The organism is Niallia sp. MER 6 (assembly GCF_023714395.1).
Taxonomy (GTDB): domain Bacteria; phylum Bacillota; class Bacilli; order Bacillales; family Cytobacillaceae; genus Niallia.
Genome location: NZ_JAMAUK010000050.1, coordinates 1 through 16,317, shown reverse-complemented (window position 1 = coordinate 16,317; position 16,317 = coordinate 1). Strand labels below are relative to the sequence as shown.

Below are 16,317 nucleotides of genomic sequence, written 5' to 3'. Positions count from 1 at the left end.
TAACTTGAAAGGTGATAGTTACAGACTAAAAGAGAAGCATTTGAGTACGCAAAAACAGAAGGACTGAAAGGTCCTTCTGGGGAATTTTAAACCGGCGATTTTGAGGAAGTTTTAATCGGCCTTGACAAAGTTATATATAGCTTATATTTCCTTTTTGATAATTTCATGTTTAATCCCCAATATTTCACTATTTATTTATCTTTATTTCCTGGATTGTAAAAGTATTTACCAGAACATAGAATATTTATATTATTTTTATCTTATGTTGTCAAAATGATGTATTCTTCCCTAATTGATATTTATTTGAATAATAAGAAAATTGAATGCGTAGAATTACTTTTTTTTAAATTAATAAAAACCTTAACATACCTCCTCATCTTTATAATAATTGTAAATATAAAGTAGTATGAACATACCTTACAAAAAAAAATGTATATTATTCTCTGAAAAAATGTTTAATGCAAAATTATAGTGTAAAGTGTAGCAAAGAATCATTACAGAAAGTTGCAAGCAAAAATACACAGTGATTTACCCACGATTTCACATGGAGAGGCGCTTGTGTTATAGCCTATCTTGGCAGATCCAGATACTTGTTATATCTGGCTTTTGAGGCTCTTGGACTTGGCCCTAGAGGCTCCATGTCAAATCCTTTATAGCTTTGCACTTTTCATTGCAATAGTCTGTATTATAAACTTGCAAACTTATGTATTTTATTTTTGCAAAAAACAAATGACATAAAAAAACACCCTGCTTATAGAATTAGCATGGTGTTTTTCAACAGATATTGTTAATATGATTATTTATTACTCATCATATTTTTACTTTTTTTACTAATTTCATTATAAATCTCTTCTTGTCGCAACTCCCAAATCATTGTTGCTTCTTCTTCGGAAACATATTTACTGAAGAAATTAATAGCAGGCTGTCTTAACATATATATTGGCAAATGCTCAACTCGTTTTACTTTCTTCTTAGGTACATTTTCGTTTATAAATTGACGCACTGCTTCTTCTACAGGATCAAGTAAAATTTTATCTGAACATTCCTTTTCAGTGGACAGAGCATAATCTAATTGAATTGCCTTTACAGTGTAACCAGCTTTTCTACTAATTCCCTTTCGAGCTTGGACATAATCAATATTTCTTCTAATTTGATCTTCTGGAAATTCACTAATTAACCAATTTATCTTCTCAACTGTTACTCCTAAATTAGATAACTGTGTCTGCAAATCATCAAATAATAGTAATTGTTCTTCCTCTTCCAAGTCAACGTCATCAGGAACTGCTTCCTCTATATGATGGATATTACTTCTAATGATAAATTCAATACTGGTTACTTTTCGCCCGGTTTTAATCTCATTAAACTCAAAATTAATATCGGTATTATTATTAACCTCCTTTTGAGCCACTAATAAAACCTTACTCTTTAAATGTCCATATTGCTTATACTTAGTAGGTTCTATACCTAAAAACGTCCGCAATTCCATTAACGTTAGTTTTCTTTTTCTAATTCGCTCATATTGTTTAAGAAGTTCATAAATCCTTATAGAATAAACGGAATTTAGACGAACAACATTTTCTAGTTGATAAGAGGTAAACTTGTCTTTTAATTCTAAAAAAAAGCCCTTTAACTCCGGATGGAATTGAAGTGTAATATATCCTTCATTATCCTCATATATAGATGTAATTACCCAGCTATAGTTTCTTTGTTTACCATCTTTTTTTATAGTCAGGACCTTAGTTTGAAGTCCGTTTACAATCTCTCTAAGATAAGAATAAAAACCTGTTTTTTTTGAGTTTCCTATAATCTCTATAAAATCTCTTGCTCTAAACCGATAGGTTTTTAACGTTTCATCACTAGGTTGCACTTTAGAAGCCATAACTAAAAGAATGCGTTGTTCTTGCAAAGATAATTTATATGTACTTTCAATTAACTCATTCGATTTGGTTACCCAGTTTTTCGTATTGATACTATCGAGTTCATTTCCCATCTCAATTATTGAATTATCCATACGAATACGATCCTCCAAATTCTATATGTATACTATCACTAAAAATAACATAGGGTGATAGTATTGTAAATAAAAGCATCTACAAATCTCAGGTATTCTTAATAATATCACTAATTTTGCACAGAAAATTATAAAAGTGTATTTTTAAACCTTAAACTGTCACCAATTTTGCGTATCCCAAATATATTCGGTACATTTATCGCTAAATTAGTGATGGTTAAGAACAATTTTCATTAATATATGTTAAAACCTGATTTTTATTTCTTTATACGCAAAATTAGTGATACTTCATCATAAAACTAACGCCAATTTAGTGATAGTTCCCGGTATATTCAAATTAATAAAAATCAAACACTTCAAGAATAAGTTCCTTTTATTTCATAAGCCTTTAAATTTATTTGATTTCTTTAGACATATTTCTATATTTATTTATCATTTCCTGTTCTTTTCTTTTAATTTCCTTGCCAAATTCGACATTTTTCACAAAATAAGTGATAGTTAATAATTCTTTTATCACCTTTTTCTAGTAATTTGTAAACAACTAACCTTCATAAATCCCTTTAAGAGAAATAATCTTAACTTCGTGAAGTTTTGTAAATAAATTAGTGATTTTTCATTAATTATGTATGGATACTCGCAAGATTAGTGATACTTCAAAGGTATTTTTTAATGTCTACGCTAAATTAGTGATAGTAATAACCCCATATCGGTGTTTGAACACAAAATTAGTGATACTTTAACGCCCTTTGGGATAGCTCAAACAAAATTATTGATAATATAACGCCTTTGAGTATGACTCACGCTAAATTAGTGATACTTTAATACCATATTAATGATAGCTCACGCTAAATTAGTGATATTTGGCGCCATACTGGTAATGATTCACGCTAAATTGGCGATACTTTAACGCCATATTGGTAATGGTTCACGCTAAATTAGTGATACTTTGACGCTATATTGGTGATGGTTTACGCTAAATTAGTGATACTTTAACGCTATATCGGTGATGGTTTACGCTAAATTAGTGATACTTTAACGCTATATCGGTGATGGTTTACGTTAAATTAGTGATACTTTAACGCTATATTGGTGATGGTTTACGCTAAATTAGTGATACTTTGGCGCTATATCGGTGATGGTTTACGCTAAATTAGTGATACTTTGACGCTATATTGGTGATGGTTTACGCTAAATTAGTGATACTTTGACGCCATATCGGTGATGGTTTACGCTAAATTAGTGATACCTTACGCTATATTGGTGATGGTTTACGCTAAATTAGTGATACTTTAACGCCATGAAGCCTTGGTAATTCTATGCTTTTCGACATCATAAAACAATTAAAACAATAAAAAAATATAAAACAATATATTAAAACATTAAAACAACAATAAAAAGGTAAGTTGTTTGTATTAATTATTTTAATTTTCTCTGCCGTTTTCCTACTAATATTTTTGACTTAGTATAATCATCAGAAAGTTACTATATATTTGTAATAATAATTTACTTTATAGTGCTTAAACAAAATTGCCATATTAAAACACATTATGCCCTATTACCTGATTCTTATTATTCTATACATGATAATTACATATTATTCTTTCGTTTTAAAAAATATCTACCAGTAAACATACAACTTTTCTTGAAGTTAATTAAAAATGGTTATTCTGAATGATTTCCAAAATCTTATTAAATTGGTTCTATATTCAAAACTACTTTTTTCCATCATATTATTTGGGATTTTTTTCATTTTTAGTTTTCCGCATTATTTTATGTACTCATGTTTTTTTCCTTTTGATTTTCAGCTATCGCATTTCAAAATAAGGATACAAATCTGATACCAAATTGTTTTATTTCGACAAGAAAATATTTGTAATATATACATGCACTTTGTAAAACAAACTTTAATACGAGGACTAAACTGCTGCATTTCCTCTATCGATTACCAAACAAGTAGATCCTAGTTCATTAGCAGTTGGACCAATATATAAATCTATAAACTGTGTTTCAAAATCAAAGTATTTCATACTTTTTGGAAGTAATTTTTACATGACTTACTGTCCACTATGTCTGCCCGGCCTGACTTGGGAAAATTTATTAAGAAGCGAACTCAGCGAAATTTCAAATTCAGTTAATCACACCCAGCTGAAGTCTGTTTGTACATCTCTAATATTATCTAACAAAGTAATAGATGGATGCCATGTAGAAATTTAGATTGTCGTATTGTCATTGCACAACATATTTTTGATTTCCAAGAAAAGAGTGTACTTCTGAATTCTAAATAACTCATCCTACGACTTTCACCAGCCCTGTACATTCGACTTGAAATCATAGTGTAATCAATTTTATTACCAATCTGCTTAAATTATAAGAATCGATTTCTCTCTATTAACACCATCCCCTTCCTTTAAAAAAGGGGCTATGTTTTCTACGAATTATTATGATAATAACTAATATACTTGAAGATTATTATCTATGTCTTTATTTTATTTTCACCCTAATCAATTTGAAATCTTCCTTTTTTTGTTGCGATAACCTTTTGACGAATTTTTTTATTGCAGGATCTTGCTTTTTGTTTTTAGTCTTCAATTTAAACACCTCCAATAAGTCTATAGATTAAGTTTCACCTAAATTAGTAAGAAATATACAAGACTAGTTGAAAAAATAGTTCTAATCCCCTTCTTACTTGTCTATATATCTATTAAAGTGGAAAAGTGGAAAAGTGGTGTAGGTTTAATCCCCTCTTTTAGAAAAGGAGAAGATAAGATGGAGTATATTAATCCTTTATTTAAAGAACAAAGATTAATAAATGAGAAACAGAAACCCCAATTAATTACAGACAACCGTGTTGATAAGACAAAGAGGGCAAGGAAAACACGTATCGATAAAACACATAAGTTGAAATTCCCCGTTACAACAATTGAAAAGATGAAATTACAGTCTCTATGTAAACAAGTTCAGCGAGCTCAAAAGAACAAAGGCTTGGATCCAATTCAGCAAACTAAGTTAAACACATTATTACTACAATATGGCCTAAATAATCGGCATATACTTATCTGGGATTGGCCTTACCAGGATTCTAAACAATATATGCATACTAATCTTGTAGAAAATATATTTGAGCGTGAAATTGGTGGTCCTTTTGGTTTAGCTATCCAAAAAGGCTTATCTGAACGCAAAACGGTATATATGATCATAATATCGGTTTTAAAATGGTTAGAGGGAGGCGGAAATATTGAACAAATCATTTAGCGGGCTTAGTCTTTTAAACGAAAAAATGTCTAATTCTTATAAAGGATTATTTCAAAGTTTTTTTTCCTCGAAAAAATATATTAATGTGAAACTCCCCTATTATGACTATTTAAGGGGCCAAGTGTTTATCCAAGATCTTCGTGACAATTACCCAGAAGACATGTCATATTCTTTTGACATAGGCGATTTAATTCATATGTTATATATGGATTTTTTACAACAAATAAAAAGAGGTGTTAAGAATGAAGATGTCGCTGTATATCTAAAACAAAGTATGGAGAAATACTTCCCTACCAAACTTGTTGAGCAACGAGTATTTAAACAAGTAAGCCATTACTCTTTTCAATATGAACATATGGAGGAATTCGAGGAAGACGAAGAAGATGAAGAAAAATTTGCTTATCTAGATATTCGAACTGCAGAAAAAATAATATTGAGGGGAGAAATTCTTTTATATGACCTTTCCCCTTTCTTAAATGGGACAAGCGTGACGTTAGAACAGTTAATTGCTATCATTTATTTGGATTTTATAAAAAACGTTCAGGCTCATGGGAACTCAATTGCTGTACAGCAAACAATATTAAAAAAAATAAGTATAAAATAGGTTTTCAAAGTAACAATTCTGGAAATGTTGTTCCCCTTCCACTATTTTATTATTTGTTTCTTTAATCAGAGTTAGGACTTAGTACTTAAAAATCTATAAGACCTAAAACGTTTAGTAGAGTCATTGAGTTTAAGCTGGTTATAACTTCTCTCTATATAATAAAGGTATAATTATTTTATGATGGTTCAAGAGTATGAAGATTTAGAGAATCAAATTGATAAAATGTATCCACAGTTAATCAATATATGTTTTAGCCTAGTTCCCCCTAACTTCTTATTAAAAGGCCTAGTGTTCATGAATTATACTCTATATTGAAAAAATTTACCCCATATCTTACTATAATGGAAATTAATATACACATTATGGCTATATATAAGCTACTTGTAATCAAACATTAGAGAATATGTGGTGATATCAAATGCAAAAAAAGCTTTTTTATTATATTGTATGCTTTTTGTATGCAATATAATAAAAATGCATATGTTTTGTATGCGAAATGCATGCGTGCTTGTATGCAAAGTGTATGCGTTTAACAAAAAAACTTTGACAGGAGTATGCGATTTGCATACAATTAAATCAAGCATTTAATTTTTGCTAAAATAGGAGGGCATATAATGACAAGGTTTGTTTCAATTGATATTGGAAACGATTCAGTAAAAGGTTATTTAGGAAATATAGAGAACAAAATATACATACCAAACGTAATTGCAGATTTGAAAGACCGTGAAATAGTAGAAATGGAGAAGGATATACTAAATGCTCTTCATGTTGAAATTACTTCCTCAGCATTAAAACAAAAGAATGGTTCATTTGCTGTAGGAAAATTAGCTTCGAAATTTCCAAATAATGATGAACTAACTCCTGAGCAAGATAAATCGGAAAGTGATCAACCTATTATACTTTTATTAACCACACTGGCTTATGATGCTATCTCTAATTTTAAAGAAGAGGAAGGTGTCATTGAGGCTACATACTACCTTTCAACTGGGTTACCATTAGACGAAACTAAAAAAGGTAAAGCAAAGGATTTTAGAAAGAAACTTAAAACAGCGCAGCATGAAGTTAAGTTTTTAAAAACACCAAACTTCGAAAATAAAACAGTACTCATTAAATTTGAACAAGTATTAGTAAATACTGAAGGTTTTGCAGCATATGTAGATTTAACTACAAATGATAATGGTTCTATGAAAAACGAGGAGCTACTAGGTAAAACTATATTGATTAATGATATTGGTGGTTTATCAACTGATTCAGCAATTATTACAAAAGATGCTGAAGTTGATAACGAATATAGTGATGGTATTAAAAAGGGAGTTTCTACATACCTCGATAATATAATTAGAAGAGTTTATTCAGCTCATAAATACACTATTAAAAGTCGCCGTTCATTAGTTGAGATAATTACTAATGAAGACCCTGAAGAGCAATATCACATTTGGGTAGATGGAAATAGAGTATCAATAAAGACAATTGTAGATGATGAATTATCCATTTTGGCAAAAGAAGAATACAAATTAATTAAAGAATTGTGGAGAAATGTTCCAGACATTCGTCTAGCTTATCAAATTGGTGGAGGTTCAGTGGTATTAAAACCGTATTTAACAGATATAAATCAATCTGATAAAAATTATCCACTTCGCTTTGTATCTGCTGATGAAAGTGTTTGGATGATTGCTAGAGCTTACTTTAAGATATTAATGATGTACGCAGACAGCAAAGGTATATCTGTTGACGAAGCAGCTGCGACAAGTGAGTGATAAACGGTGGATTTTTATGAAACTGGTAAAACAATATCTTTTCGTCTACCACAAAACACACCAAAGTCAGTCATTGAGCATTTAAACAAACGCAAAAATATGTTAGGAAGAAATTTTAGCAGAGAAATTGCCCCCCTCTTTGTAAAGGCCATAGAGGAATCCTTGGAGGAAAGTGGAGAAAAAACAGTAGACATTCCCCTTCCTCCTGATTTAACTATAGATCAAATAAATTGGTTGAATTCAAGTTATACAAAATCTCTCTTGAGTCAATTAATATATCATGTAGTAAATAAGCCAGGATCCCCTTTTCCATTAGGTGAAGATATTCCGCAAGCTAAAGAAAAACCTACCGAAAAGGTTCAAGAACAAAAAAACACGTTTAAAGTGAATTCAACTACAAGTAGCTTTATTCAGAAAAACTTCTTGGATTTTGATGATGATGACGATGATTAATTCCCTATTTTAAAGATGGGGAATTTTTTGTAGTTGAAATTTTCATTGTGAAATAATGTAGTAATCTAGTAAAATAAGTGTAAATAGTCCATATATACCTTACATACATATAATCTTTTTATATAAATGTGGAGTATATGTTTTATGTGGTGTACAACTATTCTATAACTATCTGACTACATATGTATTAAATGCAGAGCATTGGTGTACTACAGTCTATTAAGAATAGACTGCATGCGTTTAGTTGACCACAAATAGCGTACAAAAATATACGGGGTGTTTGATACATGTGATCTATAGTTATATTACATGATATTTGTGGTAAACATGTGAAGTATCATCTATAGTTACTATTTATTTGTTTATATTAGTGATGTTTTTTTTAGTTTTTTATTTAGATTAAAATGTGGTTCATATGTGCAAAGTGGATCACTTGTGGATTTAAAAAGGCCACAAGTGATCAGGCTTCTTAGTTTACATAATAACAAAGCGGAGTGGGTCTTTGGATTGTTGGGAAATGAGAGTATTTTAATAGCCGATAATATTATTAGATGGAAATAAACCAATCCAGGTTACGAATGGATTGGTGTTTTGAAGCTATCTTTGTACAAAATAAATTATTAGGTTGCCTGTGCAAAAAAATGTTATAGAAGAAATTGTTAAGTATATGTAATCTATAATTATATCGAGTATCATTTGTGGTCAATATGTATTAATCAAACTTAGATTATTTTGAAGTTTTTGAGTTGCTAACTATCAATTAAATAGTTTAATTTATTCGGAATGTGGTCTATTTGTGTTGTATAGAGTACATGTAGATTAAAAAGCCCACTAGATAATAAAATATCTAGTTTACATAATATCATAAGGGGCGAATATTTGTGTTATGGTAGATAATCGTTTAACAGAGCAAATTAAGTTATTGGTTAAAATCGATACAAACCATATAAATACAATAGATAGTTATTTTAAGAACTTTGGAAAGTAAAAGTTTATTAGATTGGACGTATTTAAGAAATTAGAGGTAAGTTGTTTAATATATGTAATCTATATTGGCATTACAAATTACTTTTGTAGCCAACATGTATGGATTGACCAAAATTGTTTCATAGTTGTTTTTATTAATGACTGCAGACTAAACTATTTGATATAGTTTAAATAGGGATTACATGTGGAGAGTAACTTACATGTAGGCTAAAATAGTTCACCAGAAAATTAAGTTACCTAGTATAAATAATACCAAGGAGGGGTGCACCTATGAATTATTGGAAAATAAGTGATTTTACAGAACAAATAAAGTTATCGGTTGGAAACGAAACAATCCATATCAATACAATTGATGGTTGGTTTAAGGCACTAGAGAGCAAAAGGATTCATTATGTTGCCCGTACTGAAGATACTAAGGAAAAAGTTTATGATGAATTAGATCTTGAAATTGCTATCTTTATAAGAAAGCGCAGAGAAGAAAAGTGGTCATTGGCAGCAATTTATGATGATTTAGGCAATCATTTTAATCTAAGAGGATTTCCTAATAACGATGTAGGACCTTCTTCTTTTGATGGTGATTTTGAATCTCTAAAAGCACAATTAAGTGAAGAATTAAGAAAGACATTCAATCAAGTGGCTGTTTCTCAAATTGAAGAGATAAAGAACCATTATGATTTGATAATCGAGCAAATACCAAAATTACCATCTCCAGAAGAACAAAAAGAAACTAAATTTAAAGAAATGGTAGTAAGAAGAAGGGTAGAAGCAGCACTAGAAAATGAAGCAATCGAATTGTGGACTACAAAACCTGACAGCGAGAGATTAAAAAAGGTAGGTATATTTAGAAAAGAAGAAGATTTAATAAAAAGGAATGAATTTATTAGAAGATATATTAATGAAAACTATGAAAATAAGTTAAAAAAGGAATTTGGTATTTGATTTTAGTCCAATATTCTTTAGAATATTTAATTTTTGAATTTCTGTTACCTGTAGTCAAACTTTTGAAAGGGAGGTTGACTGCAGGTGATTTTTTTTTAAGTCTTAATGAAAGCAGGAGAGGTAAACCTTTTGACAAAATATCCTGGATGAACTTTAATAGTATTAAGCTTGAAGTATAGTAAAAAGGCATTTATTATAGAAAGAATTATTAAGACTGGAATAAGAAATCAAAGGCTAATTACGTGCTCCGATATAAATTGATTTTTTAATATGTGTTAACAAGATTAAATTGAATGTTCCTTTTTGTCCTTATTTAAATAAACAAGAAGGAAGATAAGTTGGAGGCATAGTAATGGAATATAGCTATGAGTTAATCAAACCCCATAAGAAATTGCCCTTAAAGATGATTTTTCATACTTCAGATAATCAGATATTTATCCCAAGGCATTGGGATGAGAGTGTTGAAATTTCCTATGTTCTTTCAGGGAAGATTGACAAGATCTATATTGATGGAAGGGAGTATGAATCTGGAGCAGGGGATATTGTTGTAATAAACTCTAATGCCATCCATTCCTTTTCAGTCAACAGGGGAAAAAACAGAAAAGCTGTCACGCTCTTTATTGCACATGAATTTTTAAAAACAGTATATCCTGATATTGACCAGGTGGAGTTTGACTGTACTTCAATGGGACAGGGAAAAAACCAGAATAAGAGAGAGTTTGCTGAGCTACGAAAAATTTTGAATTGTATTATCAATGCCTATACTGAATCCGAAAACAACCCTTTAGCATGTATAAAAGTAACAAGTTTAACTTATGAGCTAACCTATCATTTGTTAAAGCATTTTAAGATACCGAAAAAGAATAGCAGCAAGATTCAAACCCAGAAATATATAGAACGGCTGACCTTTATTACCAGTTTTATAAAAGAAAACTATCAGCAAAATTTATTTCTAGAGGTTCTATCGAACCAATTTAATTTATCACAGGAATATCTTTCACGTTTCTTTATGAAGCACACAGGAATAACGTTACTGAATTACATAAATGCAATACGCCTGGAGAAATCTTTACCTGAATTGATGAATACCAATCATCCAATTATCAAGATTGCCCTTAATCATGGATTCCCGAACGAGAAATCATATAATAGAGTCTTCAAGAACGTTTATCGGCTTAGTCCTTCTCAATATCGGTAAGAGAATAAAAATATCTAAAGGAAAAAGTAAACCTAGAATATAACCTACTATAATTATTTAAAAATGTCAGGATTTGACCATAAACAAGATAATAAATGACATGATTTAAGATTAGCATTCTATCAGAATAAATGTAAGCGCTTCTAAAAAAGGGTGAATATTCTTCTAATTCAGGAGGTAAAGACCATGTTAAAAGGATTTAAGAAACATGCAAAAATGGCATTGTTATGTACAATAGCTGCTGGTACAACTCTTTCGTTTAGTGAAGGGGTACAAGCCAAGGAAGTAAAAACTAAGCCTGCATCCTATCAGACAGTTACTAAAATTGAAGACTGGGGTCCAGCAATTACGAAAGTGATTGTAGATTTGGGCAGGCCGGTTCCATTAAACTCTATAACAACAGAAACATTCAATGTACATGTGCAAAGGAGTGATAGCCGGCTACAAAATCCTTTTATAGAGGAAGGATACCGAAAGGTCACTAAAGCTTTTGTAGCAGACAAAAATGGAAATCCAGCACTTAAAACAGGAAAATATGCTGTGCTAGAAATGGAAGTAGGACCGACTGTTACCTTGAGCTCACCCATGAACTACAATATGACCACATCTTTAAATGACTGGGTTGACAACGATTACACTATTACCCAGCAAAAAAACATTCTTACACCAGCTGGCAATGTTTCTGGCTTGGTTGCTGACACATTTACTGGTGGAGTAAGAGAACTGGTAGATGACTTCGGAACTGGAGAAGCAACCTATGGTGATATAACATTAACCTATGCAGACTATAAACCAGCAAAGGACAAGCAAAAGAACCCATTGATTATTTGGCTTCATGGCATGGGTGAAGGTGGCATAGATCCAACAATTGCGATTTCTGGAAATAAGGCAGTTAACTTCGCTTCGGAAGAAATTCAATCCTATTTTAATGGTGCTTATGTACTGGCACCGCAGACTCCGACTTACTGGATGGACGGAAATACAGGATTCGGCGACGGAACGTCGAAATATGAAGATGCACTTATGTCACTCATTAAAGACTATGTATCTAAGAATAAAGACATTGAAACAGATCGGATTCTTATTGGTGGAGATTCAAACGGAGGCTATATGACCATGTTGATGATCAGGGACTATCCAGAATACTTTGCAGCAGCATTTCCAACTTGCGAGGCTTTAAAGGATACTCTAATTACGGATGAAGAAATTATGAGCATGAAAGACCTTCCGATCTGGTTCATATCAGCTAAATCTGATACAACTGTGCCTGTTAGTGAGTATGTCATTCCAACATACAACCGGCTAATTGAGGCAGGAGCAAAAGATGTTCATATGTCTCTGTTTGATAAGGTGGTCGATACTACAGGCTTGTACAAAAAAACAGATGGTTCACCATATGAATACGATGGACACTGGTCTTGGATCTATGTGTATAATAATGAGGTTTCAAAGAATATTAATGGTAAGACTACTACCTTGATGCAATGGTTAGCTGGTCAATCATTGGATAAGTAATAGGAAAAGGCTCTGGCTAAAAAAATAGCCGGGGCTATTTTTAAATTACTAAATGAATAATATTCTTGAGAAGGATGTAAGTTTTAAAACCATAAGATCAGGTAATATTTCTTTCCGGCTTTTTAAGAACTGCTTATTGCTGTTTTCTAATTTGTTTAAAGCATTCATGTCTCATTTAAAGTGAGAATTGGTGTAACTCTGGATCTCTTGGTTTGTATCTTCCAGCTTTCTAAGCGTTAAAAAATAACTTCCCTTGCTTTTATATAGAAAATATAAAGAAAGTTAGCATTCTAATTAAACTATCGAATGGTTTGGAATGTCAACACCAAACTGGACAACTTTTATAAGGCCTGTCTCTTGAATTCTACTGGCGTTAAGTAACCGAGTGTTCCATGAATTCGAATATGGTTAAACCAATGAACATAATCATTTAATTCCAGTTTTAGCTGTTCAAGAGAAGTAAAAAGGGCTCCATTTGCGAATTCCGTTTTGAAGACTTTGAACATGGCTTCGGCGACGGCGTTATCGTATGGACATCCCTTTGTACTCAAAGATCTTTGAATCCCAAATGTTTCTAAAGCCTCGGAAAGTAGTTTATTATCAAACTCTTTTCCTCGGTCTGTATGAAACATTTGAATGTTATGCAAGTTACCTTTAATGCTTGCCAAAGCTTTATATACCAGGTCAGCTGTCTTATTTGGACCAGCACTATGGCCAATAATTTCTCGGTTGAAAAGATCGACAAATAAGCATACGTAATGCCATTTTTTCTCGACACGGACGTATGTTAAATCACTTACAACTACTGTTAATGCTTCTTCTTGGTTAAACTGACGTTGTAACTCGTTTCGGGTAGGAGCTTCATTACTGGATTGTTTATATGGCTTGTATTGTGCCACCGTATAATTCGATACCAAGCCTAGTTGTTTCATAATCCGACCGATTCGACGACGAGAAACGATCCAGTTTTGCTTCTTTAACTCTACTTTGAGTTTGCGGGTACCATAGTTACATCTACTTCCCTTAAAAATGCGTTGAATTTCACTGGAAAGCTCCACTTCTTCTCTTTCATGGGCTTCTTTTTCGCGCAAATTGGCTTGATAGTAGTAACTACTTTTGGGTATATGGAGGACGTTACACATTGCTGATACTGAATATTTGTGTGTGTTATTTCGAATCACATTTATTTTCGTCCCATGATCAGCGCAGCTTGCTTTAAAATGTCATTCTCCATCATTAAGCGTTGGTTTTCTTTGCGCAATCTCATTAACTCGTTCTCTTCCTCTGTACGATTATCTTTCGCAGAAAAGGATCCAGTTTCTTGATGATTTTTAATCCAACGATCTAATGCGGATGGTGTGATTTCATACTCTCGGCAGATATCCGCACGGGACTTTCCATTTTCATATAGCTTTACTAATTGAAGTTTAAATTCAGCTGTAAAAGTTCTACGTTGGCGCGGCATTGTACCAAGCTCCTTTGGGTTAGTATGTTTAGTGTACTAGCCCTTATAAATTCTGTCCAACTTAGTGTAGCCGATTCAATGCGTTAGATTGGCAGCATCCAGGTTATTGGATAAACCCTCGTTTAGAGTTTTCAAAAAGTGAGTTTGATGAATGGACAGTACCCATCTTTCCAAACGGTGATTATTACTTTTTTATTCATAAGAATTTTGAATGGGGATTATTGGGACACCCTTGGGAAAGAACCATCACTATTTTTGGAAAAGAATTGATAAAAGGTTTTGAAAAACATCAACCGAGAATGTTTCAAAAGATATTACGTCAGGGATAATTTAATTGTCTTTCCTTAATAAAAGGGAAGGCTTTTTCTTTATGTTGCAGAAGGATTCCTCACAATTTGCATTGAAATATTATATTTATTAGCAATTACATACACCTTAAGACAATATGTTAAAGGTAGATTTTGTTATATATACTGATGCAGATATAATTAACTTCATCGTCTTTTTTATATAGTTCAATTACTTAATCAAACAAGATAGGGGTTTAAATTTAAATATGGTTGATAAGAAAGCAGTTAAAATACTCTTTAAGCGTTATTGGTCTACCACTGGATGGACAAATACCCACCTTAGTAAAGAGGAATTAGAATACGCCAAAGAAGCAAGGATTATGTTCGAACCAATAGAACTATCCCATGATGAAATTATCCATAATGTTAATGAATTAGTAAATATATTAGATTTAAAGGAAATTATTGAACAATTCATTGCAAGTTTATCTACAAGAAGACTTGACCTCCGATCCGCTTTAGGGTCTTACATAGTCGGTAAGCATCTATTAAAACACACATTTACAGGGGCGGAAAGTTATTGTATTTATTGTGGATCATATAGTAGTAAAATCCAAGAAAGACAAGATTTAAATATACTTAACTTTGAAAGATTTAAATGGGGTGGAATACGTCACTTAGACCCTTTATATATAGCCTTTGATTTGAATCAATACTCAAATTCAAAAAAACTGGTACCTACCTCAGAAGATTATGAAATCTTGAATAAGATATTAATTGCTATAAATGAACTCCCTCCTGAAGGAAAAATAAGAGATTTGGAAAAAGCACTTACTAAAATTATTAAATCAAATAAAGAGGAAAGGGAGGTATTACTACAAATATTAGGTTATTGTTCTATATTATCAAATAAAGAATATCCAGGTTTTATTAATAAGTTTATTCCATTTGTTGAAAGGGAAGAGCCCAATCATTATAAAAATGATTGGACATATCCAGTTTGCTGTTGGACTGGTAAAAATGGATTGAATAGAGAAGCTTTAAAGATAATTTTTCCTAATGCTATAGAATCAGTAAATTGAAAAAGTATTTTCACCACTTTGTGAAGAAATGTACTTAAACCTTGGGGGCTTTCCTTTAAAAAGGAAAGTTTTTTCTTAGATCTTATGGCGTTAAAGGGACAGTTTAGTGAAAGAAGGATTTTGTATAAGTAATAAATTGGAAAAATCCTTAACTAAAGGTTAAATTAGGTAGTTAAGGGTTTTTTGTTTTATTACTAATTACTCTGCATGTTGGCTATAAGAGTCAAAAATGAATAACAGGGTTAAAGAGTTTTGGTTAGGAATGAATTTTGTGAAGAAAGTCAAAAAGAAGGGATTTCGTATTGAGATGCTTTCTAAATTTGGAGCATCTGCTGATTGGTTAGCAGAATTAGATGTTACCTTTTTAGCCGTCACATACTACAATGTGTATAATCCATCACAAAAGAAAAAAATTTACTCTTTTCCTTTTATGATGAATAGAATATAAGCAAAATTGAATAAAATTGAATGGGTAGAGACAATTTTATGCATATATAACTTATATACGTTATGTATTATATATGATTAACTAACTATTATCTTCTGGTAATTATTAGCATATTCGATGTACAGATAGTGAGCCGGTTTTATATAACCATATCTGTAATAAATGAAAAAAACTTGTGAAAGAAACAGGGCAGTTGTGCGGCCGAGCCTAGGTCGTATCATATAGCGGGTGGGATTCCCGCCGAGTAAGAACTAGCCATTCGCTCGTAGCGAGTCTTGGAGGACTGAGGGTAACTTTAGTCTTTAAGCGTAGACAG

Annotated in this window: 11 protein-coding genes and 1 pseudogene; 10 read left to right on the top strand and 2 right to left on the bottom strand. The window is 31.7% G+C overall.

Features of this window, described 5'->3' with window-relative positions; translation table 11 throughout:
* Nucleotides 1–796: 796 nt before the first annotated feature.
* Complete coding sequence (locus M3600_RS26880; protein WP_127742225.1) at nucleotides 797–2,011, bottom strand: replication initiation protein; 1,215 nt, start codon at nucleotides 2,009–2,011, stop codon at nucleotides 797–799.
* Nucleotides 2,012–4,777: 2,766 nt separating this feature from the next.
* On the opposite strand from M3600_RS26880, the gene M3600_RS26875 reads away from it, so the two are divergent.
* The 7 genes from M3600_RS26875 (at nucleotide 4,778) to M3600_RS26845 (ending at nucleotide 12,716) form a co-directional block, all read left to right on the top strand.
* A complete protein-coding gene (locus M3600_RS26875) occupies nucleotides 4,778–5,263 on the top strand; it encodes a hypothetical protein (protein ID WP_251648267.1) in 486 nt (161 codons plus the stop codon).
* Complete coding sequence (locus tag M3600_RS26870) at nucleotides 5,247–5,867, top strand: hypothetical protein (RefSeq protein WP_251648265.1); 621 nt, start codon at nucleotides 5,247–5,249, stop codon at nucleotides 5,865–5,867. The genes M3600_RS26875 and M3600_RS26870 overlap by 17 nt, the downstream gene beginning before the upstream one ends.
* A 614-nt stretch (nucleotides 5,868–6,481) precedes the next feature.
* On the top strand, nucleotides 6,482–7,624 hold the full coding sequence (locus M3600_RS26865) for a ParM/StbA family protein (RefSeq protein WP_251648263.1): 1,143 nt from the start codon (nucleotides 6,482–6,484) through the stop codon (nucleotides 7,622–7,624).
* 6 nt (nucleotides 7,625–7,630) lie between these two features.
* Nucleotides 7,631–8,077: a hypothetical protein gene (locus M3600_RS26860; RefSeq protein ID WP_251648261.1), complete on the top strand. Its 447-nt coding sequence runs from the start codon at nucleotides 7,631–7,633 to the stop codon at nucleotides 8,075–8,077.
* A 1,257-nt stretch (nucleotides 8,078–9,334) separates the two neighbouring features.
* Entirely contained in the window at nucleotides 9,335–10,003 is a 669-nt protein-coding gene (locus M3600_RS26855; protein WP_251648259.1) for a MerR family transcriptional regulator, read from the top strand.
* Nucleotides 10,004–10,355: 352 nt separating this feature from the next.
* On the top strand, nucleotides 10,356–11,201 hold the full coding sequence (locus tag M3600_RS26850; protein WP_251648257.1) for an AraC family transcriptional regulator: 846 nt from the start codon (nucleotides 10,356–10,358) through the stop codon (nucleotides 11,199–11,201).
* 186 nt (nucleotides 11,202–11,387) lie between these two features.
* Entirely contained in the window at nucleotides 11,388–12,716 is a 1,329-nt protein-coding gene (locus M3600_RS26845; protein WP_251648255.1) for a prolyl oligopeptidase family serine peptidase, read from the top strand.
* A 341-nt stretch (nucleotides 12,717–13,057) separates the two neighbouring features.
* Here the strand turns inward: M3600_RS26845 and M3600_RS26840 are convergent.
* Nucleotides 13,058–14,181, bottom strand: a protein-coding gene (locus tag M3600_RS26840; protein WP_251648253.1) for an IS3 family transposase whose coding sequence is annotated in 2 segments (ribosomal slippage) — nucleotides 13,058–13,935 and nucleotides 13,935–14,181 — 1,125 coding nt in all. Because the reading frame shifts where the segments join, the coding sequence is not laid out codon by codon here.
* A gap of 80 nt (nucleotides 14,182–14,261) precedes the next feature.
* Here M3600_RS26840 and M3600_RS26835 point away from each other — a divergent pair.
* The 3 genes and pseudogenes from M3600_RS26835 to M3600_RS26825 form a co-directional block, all read left to right on the top strand.
* A pseudogene (locus tag M3600_RS26835) lies at nucleotides 14,262–14,510 on the top strand (DUF2716 domain-containing protein); the annotation flags it as partial.
* Nucleotides 14,511–14,737: 227 nt separating this feature from the next.
* Entirely contained in the window at nucleotides 14,738–15,553 is an 816-nt protein-coding gene (locus M3600_RS26830; RefSeq protein ID WP_251648251.1) for a hypothetical protein, read from the top strand.
* A 229-nt stretch (nucleotides 15,554–15,782) separates the two neighbouring features.
* Entirely contained in the window at nucleotides 15,783–16,001 is a 219-nt protein-coding gene (locus M3600_RS26825) for a hypothetical protein (protein WP_251648249.1), read from the top strand.
* Nucleotides 16,002–16,317: the final 316 nt, after the last annotated feature.